The organism is Streptomyces sp. NPDC059743 (genome assembly GCF_042732975.1).
GTDB lineage: Bacteria > Actinomycetota > Actinomycetes > Streptomycetales > Streptomycetaceae > Streptomyces.
In genome coordinates this window covers 384016-402023 of sequence record NZ_JBHWGS010000001.1, presented here as the reverse complement: position 1 = coordinate 402023, position 18008 = coordinate 384016, and the positions used below count along the sequence as shown (strand labels likewise).

Annotated in this window: 13 protein-coding genes; 7 read left to right on the top strand and 6 right to left on the bottom strand. The window is 69.2% G+C overall.

Annotated features, from left to right (window positions below; translation table 11 throughout):
• The first annotated feature begins 221 nt into the window (after nucleotides 1–221).
• From ACFV6H_RS01815 to glgB, 4 genes are all read left to right on the top strand, one after another.
• Nucleotides 222–2219, top strand: coding sequence for an alpha-1,4-glucan--maltose-1-phosphate maltosyltransferase (locus tag ACFV6H_RS01815; RefSeq protein ID WP_385537918.1), 1998 nt, complete (start codon nucleotides 222–224; stop codon nucleotides 2217–2219).
• Nucleotides 2216–3949 carry a maltose alpha-D-glucosyltransferase gene (treS, locus tag ACFV6H_RS01810; RefSeq protein WP_384975733.1) on the top strand — a complete coding sequence of 578 codons (1734 nt, stop codon included), beginning with the start codon at nucleotides 2216–2218 and terminating at the stop codon, nucleotides 3947–3949. The genes ACFV6H_RS01815 and treS overlap by 4 nt, the downstream gene beginning before the upstream one ends.
• Before the next feature lie 293 nt (nucleotides 3950–4242).
• Complete coding sequence (locus tag ACFV6H_RS01805; protein ID WP_385537330.1) at nucleotides 4243–5754, top strand: phosphotransferase; 1512 nt, start codon at nucleotides 4243–4245, stop codon at nucleotides 5752–5754.
• Between the two features lie 240 nt (nucleotides 5755–5994).
• Entirely contained in the window at nucleotides 5995–8415 is a 2421-nt protein-coding gene (gene glgB / locus ACFV6H_RS01800) for a 1,4-alpha-glucan branching enzyme (protein WP_385537328.1), read from the top strand.
• A 92-nt stretch (nucleotides 8416–8507) separates the two neighbouring features.
• Here glgB and ACFV6H_RS01795 read toward each other — a convergent pair whose 3' ends face one another.
• Both ACFV6H_RS01795 and ACFV6H_RS01790 read right to left on the bottom strand, forming a co-directional pair.
• The gene (locus ACFV6H_RS01795; protein ID WP_385537325.1) at nucleotides 8508–10802 is read right to left on the bottom strand and encodes a HelD family protein; all 2295 of its coding nucleotides are present in this window, start codon (nucleotides 10800–10802) and stop codon (nucleotides 8508–8510) included.
• A 328-nt stretch (nucleotides 10803–11130) separates the two neighbouring features.
• Nucleotides 11131–11736 carry a peptidase inhibitor family I36 protein gene (locus tag ACFV6H_RS01790; RefSeq protein WP_385537322.1) on the bottom strand — a complete coding sequence of 202 codons (606 nt, stop codon included), beginning with the start codon at nucleotides 11734–11736 and terminating at the stop codon, nucleotides 11131–11133.
• Between the two features lie 139 nt (nucleotides 11737–11875).
• Here ACFV6H_RS01790 and ACFV6H_RS01785 point away from each other — a divergent pair, with 139 nt between their 5' ends.
• The gene (locus ACFV6H_RS01785) at nucleotides 11876–12904 is read left to right on the top strand and encodes an ArsR/SmtB family transcription factor (RefSeq protein WP_385537319.1); all 1029 of its coding nucleotides are present in this window, start codon (nucleotides 11876–11878) and stop codon (nucleotides 12902–12904) included.
• A gap of 58 nt (nucleotides 12905–12962) precedes the next feature.
• Here ACFV6H_RS01785 and trxA read toward each other — a convergent pair whose 3' ends face one another.
• Nucleotides 12963–13295, bottom strand: coding sequence for a thioredoxin (gene trxA / locus ACFV6H_RS01780; protein ID WP_385537316.1), 333 nt, complete (start codon nucleotides 13293–13295; stop codon nucleotides 12963–12965).
• Nucleotides 13292–13738 (bottom strand): MerR family transcriptional regulator, encoded by a 447-nt coding sequence (locus ACFV6H_RS01775; RefSeq protein WP_385537313.1) that lies wholly within the window; start codon nucleotides 13736–13738, stop codon nucleotides 13292–13294. The genes trxA and ACFV6H_RS01775 overlap by 4 nt, the downstream gene beginning before the upstream one ends.
• A gap of 205 nt (nucleotides 13739–13943) precedes the next feature.
• Between ACFV6H_RS01775 and ACFV6H_RS01770 the strand changes: the two genes are divergently transcribed.
• Nucleotides 13944–15449, top strand: a complete 1506-nt coding sequence (locus tag ACFV6H_RS01770) for a glycoside hydrolase family 16 protein (protein WP_385537310.1) — start codon at nucleotides 13944–13946, stop codon at nucleotides 15447–15449.
• Between the two features lie 170 nt (nucleotides 15450–15619).
• Here the strand turns inward: ACFV6H_RS01770 and ACFV6H_RS01765 are convergent, their stop codons facing one another.
• Both ACFV6H_RS01765 and ACFV6H_RS01760 read right to left on the bottom strand, forming a co-directional pair.
• A complete protein-coding gene (locus ACFV6H_RS01765; RefSeq protein WP_385537307.1) occupies nucleotides 15620–16111 on the bottom strand; it encodes a DUF3558 family protein in 492 nt (163 codons plus the stop codon).
• A gap of 220 nt (nucleotides 16112–16331) precedes the next feature.
• Nucleotides 16332–16925, bottom strand: a complete 594-nt coding sequence (locus ACFV6H_RS01760; RefSeq protein WP_385537304.1) for a TetR/AcrR family transcriptional regulator — start codon at nucleotides 16923–16925, stop codon at nucleotides 16332–16334.
• A gap of 117 nt (nucleotides 16926–17042) precedes the next feature.
• Here ACFV6H_RS01760 and ACFV6H_RS01755 point away from each other — a divergent pair, with 117 nt between their 5' ends.
• Nucleotides 17043–17978: an NmrA family NAD(P)-binding protein gene (locus ACFV6H_RS01755; RefSeq protein WP_385537301.1), complete on the top strand. Its 936-nt coding sequence runs from the start codon at nucleotides 17043–17045 to the stop codon at nucleotides 17976–17978.
• Nucleotides 17979–18008 lie beyond the last annotated feature (30 nt).

Here is an 18008-nt window from a genome sequence, read left to right as displayed (position 1 = left end):
CGGTGTCCGTACGGCAAACGAGCGCGTTTCCACACGATTCCAGCGCTATTCGAGTGAACGCGGACAGGAGCGGCCATGCCCGCAGCCTCCCAGTCGTCTACCGAGCAGCTACAAAGAACATCCAAAACATCAAGAACCGGCAAAGATACGCAGCCGGCCGGCCCGACGCACCCGCCCTGCCTGTCACGCCCGCACAGCCCACAGGTGATCCAGTGAAACCGCTGATTGGTCGCATTCCCGTCCTGGACGTACAACCGCTCGTCGACTGCGGCAGACGCCCCGCGAAGGCGGTGAGCGGTGAGTCCTTCCAGGTCACCGCGACCGTCTTCCGCGAGGGCCATGACGCGGTCGCGGCCAATGTCGTCCTCCTGGATCCAGGTGGCCGCCCGGGCCCCTGGACCCCGATGCGTGAACTCGCTCCCGGCACCGACCGCTGGGGCGCCGAGGTCACCCCCACCGAGGAAGGCCGCTGGACCTACACCGTCGAGGCGTGGAGCGACCCGGTCGCCACCTGGCGCCACGCCGCCCGGATCAAGATTCCCGCGGCCATCAACGAGCACGACATCGCCCTTGTCCTCGCCGAGGGCGCGGAGCTGTACGAACGGGCCGCCGCCGGTGTGCCGAAGGCCGACGGCCGGGAGGCCGTGCTGGCCGCCGTCGACGCCCTGCGCGACGAGTCGCTGTCCGCCGCGGACCGGCTGGCCGCCGCGCTCTCCCCGGCGGCGAACGCCGCGCTCGCCCGCCATCCGCTGCGCGATCTGGTCACCGCCTCACGTCCCGCGCCGGTGCTGGTCGAGCGCAGACGGGCGCTGTACGGCTCCTGGTACGAGCTGTTCCCGCGCTCCGAGGGCGCGGTCGTCAAGAAGGGCGAGCCGCCCGTCAGCGGTACGTTCAGAACGGCTGCCGAGCGGCTGCCCGCGGTCGCCGCGATGGGCTTCGACGTGGTCTATCTGCCGCCGGTCCATCCCATCGGCACCACCTACCGCAAGGGCCCCAACAACTCCCTGGAGCCCGGCCCCGACGATGTCGGAGTGCCCTGGGCGATCGGCTCGCCCGACGGCGGCCATGACGCGGTCCATCCCGATCTGGGCACGATCGAGGACTTCGACCACTTCGTGGAGACGGCCCGCACGCTGCGGATGGAGATCGCCCTCGACTTCGCGCTCCAGTGCTCTCCGGACCATCCCTGGGTCACCAGGCATCCCGAGTGGTTCCACCACCGCGCCGACGGCTCGATCGCGTACGCCGAGAACCCGCCGAAGAAGTACCAGGACATCTATCCGATCGCCTTCGACAGCGATCTGCGCGGTCTGGTCCGGGAGACCACCCGCATCCTGCGGTACTGGATGGCCCACGGTGTGCGCATCTTCCGCGTCGACAATCCGCACACCAAGCCGGTGGTCTTCTGGGAGAAGGTCATCGCGAACATCAACCGCACCGATCCCGATGTGATCTTCCTGGCCGAGGCGTTCACCCGGCCCGCGATGATGCGTACGCTCGGCGCGATCGGCTTCCAGCAGTCGTACACGTACTTCACCTGGCGCAACGGCAAGCAGGAGCTGACCGACTACCTGACCGAGCTGTCCGGCGAGACCGCCGCGTACATGCGGCCGAATTTCTTCGTCAACACTCCTGACATCCTGCACGCCTACCTTCAGCACGGGGGCCGGCCCGCCTTCGAGGTACGGGCCGTGCTCGCGGCGACGATGGCGCCTTCCTGGGGTGTCTACGCGGGGTACGAACTCTGCGAGAACACCCCCGCGAAGCCGGGCAGTGAGGAGTACCTTGACTCCGAGAAGTACGAGCTGAGACCCCGGGACTGGGAGGCGGCCGAGCGTGAGGGCCGTACCATCGCCCCGCTGATCACCCTGCTCAACCGGATCAGACGACGGCATCCCGCACTTCAGCAACTGCGCGACATCCATTTCCACCACGCCGACAATGACGCGGTCATCGCGTACAGCAAGCGGGCAGGCACGGACATCGTTCTGGCGGTCGTCAACCTCGACCCTCACCACACCCAGGAGGCGACGGTCTCGTTGGACATGGAACGGCTCGGCCTTGAACCGCACGAGACCGTTCCGGTGCGCGACGAGCTCACCGGCGAGACCTATCACTGGGGCAGTTCCACCTATGTGCGCCTAGAGCCGGGTGTCACACCCGCGCACATCGTGGTGCTGCGACCGTCCCCGCCGATCGGAGGGTCACCCACATCATGATCGTCAATGAGCCCGTCCACGACAAGTTCGAGGACACCCCGGTCAAGGACCGAGATCCCGACTGGTTCAAGCGGGCCGTCTTCTACGAGGTCCTGGTGCGTTCGTTCCAGGACAGCAACGGCGACGGCATCGGAGACCTCAAGGGCATCACGGCCAAACTGGACTATCTCCAGTGGCTGGGCGTCGACTGCCTCTGGCTGCCGCCGTTCTTCAAGTCGCCCCTGCGCGACGGCGGCTACGACGTGTCCGACTACACGTCGGTGCTCCCCGAATTCGGCGATCTGGCCGACTTCGTGGAGTTCGTCGACGCCGCGCACCAGCGCGGTATGCGCGTGATCATCGACTTCGTCATGAACCATACGAGCGATCAGCACGAATGGTTCCAGGAGTCCCGCAAGGATCCCGAAGGCCCCTACGGCGACTACTACGTCTGGGCCGACGACGACAAGCAGTTCCAGGACGCCCGGGTCATCTTCGTGGACACGGAGACCTCCAACTGGACCTTCGACCCGGTGCGCAAGCAGTACTACTGGCACCGCTTCTTCTCGCACCAGCCCGATCTCAACTACGAGAACCCGGCGGTGCAGGAGGAGATCGTCTCCGCGCTGCGCTTCTGGCTGGACCTGGGCATCGACGGCTTCCGGCTGGACGCCGTGCCGTATCTCTACCAGCAGGAGAACACCAACTGCGAGAACCTCCCGGCCACCCATGAGTTCCTCAAGCGGGTACGCGCGGAGATCGACGCCAACTATCCGGACACGGTGATCCTCGCCGAGGCCAACCAGTGGCCGGAGGATGTCGTGGACTACTTCGGCGACTACGCCAAGGGCGGCGACGAATGCCATATGGCGTTCCACTTCCCGGTGATGCCGCGGATCTTCATGGCGGTACGGCGCGAGTCCCGCTATCCGGTCTCGGAAATCCTGGCGAAGACACCGGCCATCCCGACGAACTGCCAGTGGGGCATCTTCCTGCGCAACCATGACGAGCTCACTCTCGAAATGGTCACGGACGAAGAGCGCGACTACATGTACGCGGAGTACGCCAAGGATCCGCGGATGCGGGCCAACATCGGCATCCGGCGCCGGCTGGCGCCGCTGCTGGACAACGACCGCAACCAGATCGAGCTGTTCACCGCGCTGCTGCTGTCGCTGCCGGGCTCCCCGATCCTCTACTACGGCGACGAGATCGGGATGGGCGACAACATCTGGCTCGGCGACCGCGACGCCGTGCGCACTCCGATGCAGTGGACGCCCGACCGGAACGCGGGCTTCTCGTCCAGCGATCCGGGCCGGCTCTATCTGCCGACGATCATGGATCCGGTCTACGGCTACCAGGTGACCAATGTGGAGGCGGCGATGGCCTCGCCGTCCTCGCTGCTGCACTGGACCCGGCGGATGATCGAGATCCGTAAGCAGAATCCGGCCTTCGGGCTCGGCTCGTACACCGAGCTGCCGTCCTCCAACCCGGCGGTGCTCGCCTTTCTGCGCGAGGCGCCCTCTCCTCAGGGCAACGGCGACGACCTGGTGCTCTGTGTGCACAACTTCTCACGCTTCGCCCAGCCCACCGAGCTGGATCTGCGGCAGTTCAGCGGGCGTCATCCGGTGGAGCTGATCGGCGGTGTGCGCTTTCCCGCCATCGGTGAGTGGCCCTATCTGCTGACGCTCGCGGGCCACGGTTTCTACTGGTTCCGGCTCAGGAAGGACGGCGTGCCCGCCGTCCCCGCGTAACGCGCCCTACGACCCCGGACCCGTGCGAGGCGGTTTCCGCCGCCTCGCACGGGGCACGCTCCACCACATCCAGCACCTCCGTTTGATCGGATCCGTACAGAGTTCATACGGAAACGATCTCCGAACCAACCCAGTACGGACTCGATACGGACTTTGTCCGGGCCCTGCGCAAACAGAACCGAGCCCGTACGGATCATCCTCACCCGACACGTCCCGCACAGCCGGACAGCCATTGCCGCAATCCGGGACACTCTGCGCATCCTGTGGTGTGCCCGGGGAAAGGACGCGATGCCATGTCGAAGGCTGCATCCACCCGGACTACCCCGTGCCTCGTCACCGCCTCGCCCGCTGCCTCACAAGCCGTGTCGTCCGCTCTGTCGCCCGCCGACGCGAGGGCGCTGGTCGGCTCGCTCGCGCCGCTGCTCCATGACTGGCTGCCCCGCCAGCGCTGGTTCGCGGGCAAGGGCCGGCCGGTCACCGGCTTCGTACCGGTGGCGGCCACCGAGCTGCTGCCGATGAACGCGGGAGGTCCGGGCCTGCTGCATCTGCTCGTACGGGTCGAACAGCGGAGCGCCGCGGGCCCGCCGCCGTCGATTCCCTCGTCCGCCCACGCCGGAGCCGCGCACTCGGCGACCGCGTCCGCCACCGCCTCGGGCGGCGACTGCTACCAGCTGCTGCTCGGCGTACGGAAGGCGCTGCCGCCGGCGCTGGCATCCGCGCTGATCGGCCATGCCGCCCAGGGCCCGCTGGCCGGCAGCACCGTCTACGAGGGACTGCACGATCCGCGGCTGGCCGAACTGCTGCTGGAGCGGCTGCGCGCGTCGGGCGCGCTGGGACCGCTGCGCTTCGACCACGCGGGCACGGTGCCCGCCGGGCTGACCGGGCGGCTGCTCGACGCCGAGCAGTCGAATTCGTCCCTGGTGTACGGCGACGCCTACATCCTCAAGATCCTGCGGCGCGTCTTCCCCGGGCCCCATCCCGATCTGGAGCTGCCGCTCGCGCTGGCCGCCGAGGGATGCGACCGGGTGCCCGCGCCCGTCGCCTGGTTCGAGGCGGCCGATCCGTCCGGCAGCGGTGACTCCCTCACACTCGGCGTGCTCCAGCCGTATCTGCGCGGCTCCCAGGACGGCTGGCAGCTCGCACTGGCGGCGCTGGCCCGGGGCCGTGACTTCACCAAGGAGGCGCGTGCGCTCGGGCGGGCCACCGCCGAGGTGCATATCGCGCTCGCCGCCGCGCTGCCGACGGTCACGCTGGGACGCCGGCAGACCGCGCAGCTCGCACAGGGCATGGCCGAGCGTCTGGAGGCGGCGGCACAGGCGGTACCGGTGCTCATGCCGTACGTACCGGGGCTGCGCACCGCGTTCGACGCGCTGGCCGGGCTGGACGAGGCGGCGCGCGGCAGACCGGCGCAGCGCGTCCACGGCGATCTGCATCTCGGCCAGACCTTGCGGACACCGGACGGACGGTGGTCGGTCATCGACTTCGAGGGCGAGCCGGCCCGGCCGCTCGCCGAGCGCCGCCGCCCGCAGCCGCCGGTCCGCGATGTCGCGGGCATGCTCCGCTCCTTCGACTACGCGGCCCGCTCCCACGAGCCCTGGCGCCCGGACTGGGCGGCGCGCTGCCGGGCGGCGTACTGCGAGGGCTACGCGCTGGCGGCGGGCACCGATCCGCGCGCCGAGCCGGAGCTGCTGCGCGCGTACGAGACGGACAAGGCGGTCTACGAGGTGCTCTACGAGGCCAGGCACCGTCCCGACTGGCTCCCGGTGCCGATGGCGGCGATCCGCCGGCTCGCGGAAGACGCGTAGGGCGGCGGCCGGGCGCCACGGGTGCCACAGGGCGCCGCACGAGGGATCACCGTCATCGGCCCGGGCCGCGCGACCGCCGGACCACAGAACAGACCGGACCACAGAACAGAATCGCGCCCGTCACTCCCCACCCGTTACTCGCCGTCCACCACTCGCCGTCTCTCGGGTCCGTGATCCGGGACCGTACCCGCCCGCTACTCACCGTCCGCACAGCGCAGTCCCGCCGAGGAGGCAGCCCCCGTGACCGCCCGCACGCCGTCCGACCGTCCTTCGGAGCCCACGCTCCCGACCACCTCCGTCCCCGCTCCGGCCGGGACCGGGAAGAAGCCCGCGCCGAAGGGCGTGCCGGCGAAGAAGCCCGCGAGCCGCGCGCGCCCGCAGGGCTCCGGTGCCGCCGCGTCCCGGCCGCGCGAGGATCCGCCGCGCAAGGATCCGGGCGGGCGCGGTGTGCGGGCCGCGCCGGACCTGGCCGAGGACGACCGGCAGCGGCTGCTCGGCGGTGCGCACCACGATCCGCACGGGCTGCTCGGCGCGCACCCGGTGAAGGACGGTGTGCTCTTCCGGACGCTGCGGCCGTACGCCCGTGCCGTGACCGTCGTCGCGGAGGAGCCTGCCGTACGGGCCGAGCTGCACGACGACGGCGACGGCTTCTTCTCCGGAGTCCTGCCGCTGCGCGCCGTGCCGGAGTACACACTGCTCGTCCGGTACAGCGATGCCACGGAGCAGCCCGACGAGCTGGAGGTCCAGGATCCGTACCGCTTCCTGCCCGCGCTCGGCGAACTCGATCTGCATCTGATCGGCGAGGGCCGACACGAGGAGCTGTGGCGGGCGCTCGGCGCGCGGCCCATGGTCCACCAGGGCGTGACCGGTACGCGCTTCACCGTCTGGGCGCCCAATGCACAAGGCGTGCGGATCTCCGGTGACTTCAACTACTGGGACGGCACGGCCCTGCCGATGCGCTCGCTCGGCTCCAGTGGAGTGTGGGAGCTGTTCGTGCCCGGGATCGGCGAGGGCGCACTCTACAAGTTCGACATCACACGTCCCGACGGTTCGCACACACTGCGCGCCGACCCGATGGCACGGCGTACGGAGGTGCCGCCCGCGACCGCGTCCGTCGTCACCGAGTCGCACCATGTCTGGCGCGACGAGGAGTGGCTCGCGCACCGCGCCGACCGCCCGGTGCACGAGGCGCCGTTCTCGGTCTACGAGGTCCATCTCGCCTCCTGGCGGCCAGGCCTGACGTACCGTCAGCTCGCCGCGCAGCTCCCTGCCTATGTCAAGGACCTCGGCTTCACCCATGTCGAGCTGATGCCCGTCGCCGAGCATCCCTTCGGCGGCTCCTGGGGCTATCAGGTCACCGGCTTCTACGCGCCGACGTCCCGTATGGGCACACCGGACGACTTCCGGTATCTGGTCGACGCGCTCCACCGCGCGGGCATCGGTGTGATCGTCGACTGGGTGCCGGCGCACTTCCCGAAGGACGACTGGGCGCTGGCGCAGTTCGACGGCCGGCCGCTGTACGAGCACCCGGATCCGCGCCGGGCCGAGCATCCCGACTGGGGCACGCTGGAGTTCGACTACGGCCGCACGGAGGTCCGTAACTTCCTGGTCGCCAACGCCGTGTACTGGTGCGAGGAGTTCCATGTCGACGGACTGCGTGTCGACGCGGTGGCCTCGATGCTCTATCTCGACTACTCGCGCGAGGAGGGCCAGTGGTCGCCGAACGAGCGCGGCGGCCGGGAGAATCTGGACGCCGTGGCCTTCCTCCAGGAGATGAACGCCACCGTCTACCGCCGCTGTCCCGGAGTGGTGACCATCGCCGAGGAGTCCACCGCCTGGAACGGTGTCACCCGCGCCACGCACCATGTGGGCCCCGACGGCTTCGGCGGTCTCGGCTTCGGGCTGAAGTGGAACATGGGCTGGATGCACGACTCGCTGGACTATGTCTCCAAGGAGCCCGTCCACCGCAAGTACCACCACGGCGAGATGACCTTCTCCATGGTGTACGCGTACAGCGAGAACTATGTGCTGCCGATCTCGCACGACGAGGTCGTGCACGGCAAGCGCGCGCTGGTCTCCAAGATGCCCGGCGACTGGTGGCAGCAGCGCGCCGATGAACGCGCCTACTTGGGCTTCATGTGGGCTCATCCCGGCAAGCAACTTCTCTTCATGGGCCAGGAGTTCGCCCAGGGCGCGGAGTGGTCGGAGAGCCATGGCCCGGACTGGTGGGTGCTCGATCCGTCGTACGAGGCGGAGGCCGACCACCGAGGCGTACGCGATCTGGTGCGCGATCTGAACAAGGTGTACGGCGCGACGCCTGCGCTCTGGCAGCGCGACACGGTGCCCGAGGGCTTCTCGTGGGTGGACGGCGACGCGGCCGACGACAATGTCTTCGCCTTCCTCCGTTTCGACGCGGACGGCTCGCCGCTGCTGGCGGTCTCGCACTTCTCGCCGGTGGTGCGCCGGCAGTACCGGCTCGGTGTCCCGGAGGAGTTCACGGCCTGGACCGAGGTGCTCAACACGGACGCGGCGCGCTACGGCGGCAGTGATGTGCTCAATCCGGAGCCGCTGAAGCCGGAGTCGGTGACCGCGCACGGCCGTCCGGCCAGCATCCAGCTCACGCTGCCTCCGCTGGCGACGGTCTGGCTGCGGCCCGTGTGACGGACGCGGGACGCGATACCGCGGCCCTCGCCCTCGCCTGATCCGTATGGTTCCGGCGAGGGCGACACCGTACGGATCAGGCGGCGCGAGGATCAGGTGCGTACGATCCCCAGCCGCTGGGTCGCCCTGGTCAGCGCCACATACAGATCGTTGGTGCCGCGCGGCGAGGCCTTCAGGATGCCGTCCGGATCGACGACGATCACCGTGTCGAATTCGAGGCCCTTCGCCTGACGGGCGCTGAGCAGGACCACGGGCCGGGTGAGATCGGGCGCGGCTCCCCAGGAGGCGTGCGGGAGTTCGGCGGCGAGGGCCGGAAGCAGAGTGGCCGGCGCGAGCACCGCGATACGGCCCTCCTCCGGATGCGCCAGCTCCGGCGCGTCCGTCAGCGCGACGGCCGTACGGACCAGGTCCGCCGGTGCCACGGTACGTACGAGCGGAGCGCGGCCGGTCGACCGTACCGACTTCGGCGGCTCGAAGAGCGGATCCGCCGTCCGCCGTACCTCGGCCGCGACCTCCATGATCTCCACGGGCGTACGGTAGTTGACGCCGAGCCGCGCCAGTCTCCAGCGCTCGCCCACATACGGCGCGAGGATCTGCCGCCAGGAGTCGCAGCCCGCCGCGTCGCCGGTCTGGGCCGGGTCGCCGACCAGGGTCAGGGAGCGGCTCGGGCAGCGGCGCATCAGCAACCGCCAGGCCATGGCGGAGAGTTCCTGGGCCTCGTCCACGACGATATGGCCGAAGGCCCAGGTGCGGTCGGCGGCGGCCCGCTCGGCGGCGCTGCGGTGGTCGGCCGCCTCCTGGCGGTCCGCGAACCGCTCGGCGTCGATGATGTCGTGCGCGGCGAGCACCTCGGACTCCTGGTCCTCGAACTCATAGGTCTTCGAGCCCTCCGAGAGATCGAGGACGCCCTGTGCGTAGGCGATCCGGTCCTGGCGTTCGGCCTCGGCGGCGGCGCGGGCGGCGCTGTCGTCCGCGCCGAGGAGCTCGGCGGCCTCGTCCAGCAGCGGTACGTCGGCCGGAGTCCAGGGACCGTCGGTCCTGCCGTCGGTCCCGCTCTCGGGCCCGTCCTGAGTCCTGCGGATCAGCTCGGCGTCGCCGTCCGGCAGCCTGGTGGGATCGGCGAGGAAGTCGGCGATCAGCCGCTGCGGAGTGAGGAGCGGCCAGAGTTCCTCGATCGCCGCGTGCACCTCACGGCTGGTGGCGATCTCCTTGCCGAGCTGGGCGATGTCGTCGGCGCCGAGCAGATTGCCGTCGTCCAGCGGATCGGCACCGATCCGCTCCGCGAGCTGGTTGGTGAGGGCGTCGATGACATGGAAGGCGAAGTGCGGACGGGCCAGATTGTGCGGAAGGCCGGTCTCGCGGGCGTGCCAGCGGGCGTCCTCGGCCATCGCTCGGTCCAGGAGGAGCGTGCCGTAGCCGTCATGGGCGATCTCGGTGGCGCGATGCGGCACGGTCTGCCGGTCGCGTACAACACCGGCCAGCACCTCGGCCATCGCCGCCCGGCCCTTGATCTCGGCCGCCGCCGGAGTGTCCGTGCCGGTGGCCCGTACACCGGGAAACAGCTCGGCGGTGGTGGCCAGCAGCACTCCGGTCTCACCGAGCGAGGGCAGCACCTCGCCGATATAGCCCAGGAAGGCCGGGTTGGGACCGACGATCAGCACGGCGCGGCGGGCGAGCTGCTCCCGGTGCGCGTAGAGCAGATACGCCGCCCGGTGCAGCGCGACTGCGGTCTTGCCGGTACCGGGACCGCCCTCGACCACCAGTACGCCGCGGTGCGGTGCGCGGATGATGCGGTCCTGCTCGGCCTGGATGGTCTGGACGATGTCGCTCATCCGGCCCGTACGCGCGGAGTTGAGCGCGGAGAGCAGCACGGCGTCGCCGTCCGGATCCTCGTATCCGGTGCGGGTGGTGTCGGTGAGATCCATGATCTCGTCGTGCAGCGCGGTGACACGGCGGCCCTGGGTGGTGATGTGCCGGCGCCGGCGCAGGCCCATGGGCGAATAGCCGGTGGCGAGATAGAAGGGCCGTGCCACGGGAGCGCGCCAGTCGATCAGCAGCGGAGTGTGCTCCTCGTCGTCGGCGCGCATTCCGATACGTCCGATGTGATGGGTGGCGCCGGTGCCGGCGGTTTCGGCGGTGTCGGACTCCTCCTGGAGGCCGCTGTCTTCCTCCCGGAGGTCGATCCGTCCGAAACAGAGGCCCGTCTCCACGGCGTTCAGCGAGGAGAGCCGGTCGGACTGTTCCGCGACGCTGATGTCCCGCTCCACCCGGGCCTGCCGCACCGTGGTGACCTGGCCGATCGACGCCTCCACGGCGCCCTCGGCCTGCTCCCTGAGCGCGTCGAGCCGCTCGTAGAGGACAGAGATGAATTGCTGCTCATTTCGCAATTCGTCACTGGATTCCCTGGTTGACAATTCGACCCCTGTCCGATACGCTGCACTTCATTGAGTAGCCCGTAGCCTGGATCCTCAACAACGCCTGTATTCTCAACAACAGCGAGTCACGAAATCAGGACACGGAAACACTCAATATACGCAGGCGAATACCCCGGCCGTCAATTCGGACCGGGGATTTTTTCTGGGCACCGTCGGACGGATCCCTGGGCGGGCGCGGCGTCGCGCCGTCCGGGCCCGGGCAACGCGGGCCGGACGGCGCAACGCCGAAGCACATGCTCACAGCCTGATCGGCTGCGGACCACTCAGCGCACCTGAGGACTCAGCACACCTGGAGGCCGTCGGCCTTGTCGTTGTTGGCGCTGCCCACGTTCGAGCTGGACGAGGGAGCCGTGGAGGTCCACAGGAGCACCCAGGCGTTGACTCCGTTCCAGTTGTAGACGTACGTCCTGGTCCCCGTCGACTGGTTGTTGTGCCAGGAGGTGGTCTGGTCGTTGAAGCCCCAGTCGGCGAGGTTGACGAAGTCGCAGTCGGACCAGGTCAGACGGCGGCCGTCGAAGTTGGCGTGCTCGTACAGACAGGTCCACAGACGGCTGCAGTTCGGTGTTCCCGTCGGCGCGAACGCCTCACCGACGGCGCGCGCCTTCTTCTCACCGGGCAGCGGGAAGGTCATCACCGTCCTGCCGCCGCGCCAGGAGATCTCGTTGACGCCGGTCTGCTTGCCACCGGGTGCGATGGAGAGCTGAGCGTCTATCTGCCGCTGGAGGCCGGCGGCCTCGGCTTTGTCGAGGCCCGCCTGTGCGGCTTGCGCCGCGATGGTCGACGGGAGTGAGCCGGCCGCGGAGGTCGCGGAGGTCGGGCCCGCCAGGCCCATGACCGCCATCGCGGCGGCGGTCAGGGTGACGGACCACTTCGTGATTCTGCGCACGAGAGCCTCAATTCATCGGTACGGAAGTTTCGGCCGAAGAGCATCGGTATGTCCGAGACCCGACATTGCCAGTTGGTGCATCTGGTGGCCATGATGTTTCGGCACACCTCAAAGACGCTGGTCAGCCGAGAGGAATCGCGTGCTCCGTATTCATTTCACCGATGCCGACCTGGCCCGTACACGAATTGCCGCCTCCGCCGATCCCTTGTGGGAGATCGTGAGCAGCCTGCACCGCTTCCAGACGCGGAAAGGCCGATGGGCATACACCGACTGGTACCACGGCGCCTGTTCGCGTATCCGGGAGCGTGGCCTGGAGAAGACGGTGCGCTCCCTGCTGATACCGGTCGTGCCCAGAGCCGCTTACTATCCCGACTTCCTCACGCCGGCCGAGGGATCCGACGGTCTGAAGGCCGGACTGGCGGCCGTCCTGCGGACATCGGGTGAGCGCGTCCGGCGCGAAGTGCAGGTCATGGCCCGGGTCAGCGGAGCACCTGCGTGGACATCACAACTCGCTGAGACAGAGATGCGCGAGGAACTGGTAAAAGCGCTACGGAGTTATCACGAGGCCGTCATAGCCCCGCACAGCGATCGCATTCAGGCGCATGTGGACGCGGAGCGTTCCTTACGGACGCGTCCTTTGATGGACCACGGCACGGACGGGCTGCTGCGAAGCCTGCGGCCGACGATGGAGTGGAATCCACCGGTCCTGTATATACAGTGCGCGGGCTGGGAGCGGGATCTTTATCTGGAGGGACGCGGGCTGCTTCTTGTGCCGTCGTATTTCTGCTGGCATCAGCCCGTCGCTCTGGCGGACCACGAACTGTCTCCCGTGGTCGTCTATCCCATTCTGCGTCAAGCGCTCGCGCACAGAAGGACGTCCGACGCCCACCGGCCCTCCGCACTGGAGAGCTTGATAGGGCAGAGGCGTGCCGCCGTTCTCCGGGCCACCGGGACGGGCGCGACCACCGGCGGTCTCGCGCGCGCCGCGGGCGTCTCCGTATCCGCGGCCAGCCAGCACACCGGGGCACTGCGCGACGCCGGTCTGATCACCAGTCGGCGTGTGGCCAACTCCGTCCTCCACACGCTCACTCCGCTCGGTGCGGCGCTCATCAGCCCGCCCTCCGCAGGGGAGCCCTCCGTAGGTGAACAGCGGCCAGCGGGCGCCTGACTCCCCCGGCGCCTGGCACCTGCCCGTCGGCTCGTTCTTCGGGCTCGTTCTTCGCGTGTCAGACCACGTCCTCCAGCTCCTGCAACAGCTTGCGCTTCGGACGGGCGCCGACCATCGACTTCACCGGCTCGCCACCGCGGAAGAGGATGAGCGTCGGCATCGCGAGGACGCCGTAGCGCGCGGTGGTCTGCGGATTGGTGTCCACATCGATCTGTACGACCTTGATACGGTCGGCCTCCTCCTCCGCCACGGCGCTCAGGACCGGCGCGAGCTGGCGGCACGGAGGGCACCAGTCGGCGGTGAACTCCACCAGGACCGGCAGGGCGGCCGTCAGTACCTCGTTGTCGAAGTCGGCGTCCGTGACGGAATCGACGCCTGCTGCCTTGATCATTTCAGCTCTCCTTCGTGAGCGGGCTCTTGCTGTACGGGGGCCGTCAGCTCACACCGGGGCGGCGGAGCCGCTGCCCGCATGGTTTCGGTCTGCGTGGCTTCGGCCTGGGCGAGCTGTGCGCCGACCTGGGTGCGGACCGACCGGAGCTGATCGATCAGAGCGTCCAGTTCCGTGATCTTGCGCCGGTACACGGCGAGCGAGGCGGGACATACGTCTCCGGCCGGATGTCCGGCACGCAGACACTCGACGAACGGCCGCGTCTCCTCAAGATCGAAGCCGAAGTCCTGAAGCGTCCTGATCTGCCGGAGGAGCCGCAGATCGCTCTCGTCGTACGTGCGGTATCCGTTCACCGCGCGCCGTGCGGGCAGGAGCCCGCGGGACTCGTAGTACCGCAGAGTCCGGGCGGTGGTCCCGGCCCGCTCCGCCAGCTCGCCGATGCGCATGTCTTCGACCGTAATCCTTGACGCCGACGTCAAGGCAAGCGGCCGGAGCGGCCGGCGCCCTTGAGCTATTGACGGCTCAGTCGGCAGGCCGTACAAGACGTACTGAGAGCGCTCTCAGATCCATCGGTCCCATCGGTCCGTCGATCCCATCGGATCCTCCTCGGACCGGATTTTCCTCGGCACCATCCTCACCGGAGGTGTTTCCTTGAGAACGAGCCGCATCAGACGCACACCGCGTACTCGGCGTACTCGGCGTACTCCACGCACTCCCTTCCTCGCCGCGGCCCTCGCCCTGACCGTCGCGCTGGCGGGCTTCATCGGACTGACCGGCGCGGGCAGCGCGCAGGGCGCCATTCCGCCCGCTCCCGGCTGGAACCTTCAGTGGAGTGACGACTTCAACGGCGCCGGCGGCAGCCTGCCCTCCGCCGCCAACTGGCAGATCGACACCGGTCATGGCTATCCCGGCGGGCCCGGCAACTGGGGCACCGGCGAGATCCAGAACTACACCGCGAGCCCGGACAATCTGAGCCTCGACGGCGGCGGCAATCTCCGTATCACTCCGCTCAGGGACGGCGGCGGCAACTGGACCTCGGCCCGGATCGAGACCCAGCGCGCCGACTTCAAGGCTCCGGCGGGCGGCACCCTCCGTATCGAGGGCCGTATCCAGATGCCGAACGTCACCGGGGCCGCGGCTGCCGGCTACTGGCCCGCCTTCTGGGCGCTCGGTTCGCCGTACCGCGGCAGCTACTGGAACTGGCCGGGCATCGGCGAGTTCGACATCATGGAGAACGTCAACGGGATCAATTCCGTCTGGGGCGTGCTGCACTGCGGAGTCAGCCCGGGCGGCCCCTGCAACGAGACCACCGGTCTCGGCGCCAACCGCGCCTGCCCAGGCGCCAGTTGCCAGTCCGCCTTCCACACCTACCGCTTCGAGTGGGACCGCTCGGTCGCACCCAACGAGCTGCGCTGGTACGTGGACGACCAGCTCTTCCACTCCGTGCGGCAGGACCGTGTCGACGCGGGCACCTGGGCCAATATGACGGACCACGCCGGATACTTCCTGCTGCTCAACGTGGCGATCGGCGGCGCGTTCCCGGACGCGCTCGGCGGCCCGACGCCGACGGCGGCGACCGTTCCCGGACGGCCCATGCTGGTCGACTATGTGGCCGTCTGGACCCGCGGCGGCGGCTCGACACCGACGGATCCGCCCACCGACCCGCCGACCGATCCGCCGCCTTCGGGCTCCTCGACGCTGTACGCGCGCACGGGCGCGGGCCTCGGCGACTCCACCGGCTCGGCCACCACGGCCACTCTCGCCACGGCGGGCGGCGCCAACTACGACGGCACACCGCACAATCCGCAGGTCTTCACCTCCGGCGGTATCACCCGGACGTACAACGGCGGCTCGACACAGTTCGACCTCTTCGTGGACTCGGGCGCGACGGTCGGCAACGGCCAGCAGATCAGGGTGAGTTACGACCGTACGGGCGACGGCACCTGGGACCGCACGGAGACGTATCTGTACTTCGCGACCGATCCGGTCCCGGGCTACGAGCACTACACCCAGGCGAGCGGCCTCAAGTCGTCCACCGGCACCCACGGCAATCTGGTCAACGGCAAGGTCCGCGTCGAGGTCTGGAACGCCATCGGCAACGGCACCAGCACACTCGGCATCGGCAACCAGTCGGTGATCCGGATCCCGTTCGGCTGATCCTCGGCGCCACCGACCGGCTCGTACGGCGCGTAAACGGCTCGTACGGCGCGACCCGGTTCGTAGGCCGGGACCGGCTCGTACAGCGCGTACGCCGGGACCGGCTCGTACGGACGTCTCCGTACGAGCCGGTTCCGGTCCGGGTTCCGGGCCCGGCGGTGCGCCGTGCTTCAGAGTCGTGTGCGGACGAGGCCGACGAGCTTGGCCATGGTCGGGCGGTCGGATTCGTCCGTGACGCTTGTGACGACCTGAAGCGTGCAGGCACGGTCGCCCACGGCGAACTCGGCCATATTGCCGGAGCCGAAGCTGATTCCATCGGCGCCGGAGGCCGACTGGTCCGAGGCGGCCGTGCCCGGGGAGCCGATACTCAAGGTGACGGAGTGGTAGGTTTCGGCGTTCTCCCACAGACACACGCTCTCCCCCACACCGGAATCGGGCCGGCCGCCGTCGTTCCGGCCGATGATCGGTGTGATCTCCGCGGGCTTGAGCAGTGTGCACGCGTCGACCTTCTTGGCCGGCGCGGCGGCATCGGGTTCTTTGGCCGCCGAAGTACTGGAAGAGGAACGGTCGTCGGGAGCCGGTGTGGCCGTGTCCGAGCCGCACGCGGCCAGTGCCGGCACCAGGACCACCAGACAGACCGCGGCCAGAGATGCACGCTTCATGACCGCGCTGCGGTTGTAACGGGTACGAGTGGTTCTGCGGTTCGTCCTATACATGTAAGCCCCCCAAATCGTGGGCCCCGAAATCCGGGGACAACCTCAAGGACGGCCTCGCCCGAGGCGTGGGTTGCGGCAGCGCGTGCCAGTTACGTGCGGGAACTGTCACCGGACTGCCACCGCTCCCGGCGCGTCGGTGGATCTCGGTGTCATGGGCTCCGAGGGCTCAGCTCCGGGGGCTCAGTCCCGCCACGGCCAGCCGGAACAGCCGGTCCGCCTCGGCGGCGGGATCGGCGAGGTGCTCCGTGGCCAGGGCGATGCCGGCGATCAGTGTCATCAGATCGGCGAAGGTGACACTCGTCGCCACCGCGCCGTCCCGCGCGGCGCGCCGGAGCAGCGGGCCCGCCGACTCCTCCAGCAACGCCGAGCAGGAGTTCACCTGCTCCGAGCCGGGCCCGGCGCCCTCGGGAGCCAGCACGGGCGCCAGCCCTCGGGCGGAGGCGGAGTAGGCGACCACGTCACTCAGCCATTCCAGCAGCGCGCTCCGACTGTCACCCTTGCCTGCCTTGCCTGCGTTGTCAGCGTTATCCGCCAACTCGTGGGCGCGGAGGCACAGGGCCTCGATCCGCTTCCGGGAGACCGCCTCCAGCAGTGCGCGGCGGGTGGGGAAGTGCCGGCGCACGGTCGCCGAGCCGACTCCCGCGGTGCGGGCGATCTGTTCCAGGGACGCGTCGACGCCGTGCGCGGCAACCTCCTCCTCGGCCACGGCAAGGATGCGCGCGTAGTTGCGCCGGGCGTCGGCACGCTGCTGGGCGGGCATGGCGTCACCTCCGGTTCCATCAAGTGGCGGCCATAAAGTGGCGGGCCCCGCCGTATTGTATCGTGGAGCGAAACGGCGGGCTCCGCCGTTTAAGTTGAGAGCGCCCTGAGGAGCACCATGTCCACCGATTCCGCACCCGATTCCGCACCCGTCCTGGTCACCGGCGCCACCGGCAGACAGGGCGGTGCCACCGCCCGTGCCCTGCTCGCGGCGGGCGTTCCCGTACGCGCCCTGGTCCGCGACCCGGCCACGGACCGCGCCAAGACGGTCGAGGCGCTCGGCGCCGAACTGGTCACCGGCGACCTCCACGACCGCGAGTCCGTGATCCGGGCCGCCGAGGGCGCCCGCGCCGTCTTCTCCGTACAGATGCCGGGCATGACCGAGGACGGCTTCGACTTCGAGGGAGAGATAGCCCAGGGCGTCAACCTCATCGAGGGCGCGAAGGCCGCCGGAGTACCGCACTTCGTGCACACGTCCGTCTCCGGCGCCGACCGGCGCACCGAGGCTCCCGGCTGGGCCGAAGGCCGCTGGGCTTCGATGGAGCCCACGCTCGGCGCCAAGACCGCGATCCAGGACCGGGTCCGCGCGGCGGGCTTCCCTCACTGGACGCTCATCAAGCCGGGCTTCTTCATGGAGAACTTCCTGCCGTCCATGGCGTTCCTCTTCCCGCGCGGGATTGAGGGCGGCATCGTGTCCGTCCTGAAGCCCGCCACCCGGCTGTCCCTCGTGGCGGTGGAGGACATCGGCAGGGCGGCCACGGCGGCCATCACGGCGCCGGAACGGTTCGACGGGATCGAACTGGAGCTGGCGAGCGACTATCTGTCGATGACGGAGATCGCCGAGGCCCTCTCCCGTGCACTGGGTACGGAGCTGTCGGCGCCGGACATGACCGAGGAGGAGGCCTTCGCCGCGGGAATGCCAGGGATGGGCGCCTCGCACGAGTGGATGAACGTGGCCGGCCAGCCGGCCCGCCCTGAGTACGCGAGAGACCTCGGCATCCCGCTCACCAGCTTCGAGGAATGGGCACAGAAGCACATGCGGGCTGCGGCCTGACAGGGCCCTGGGCCCGGTTCGATCCGGTTT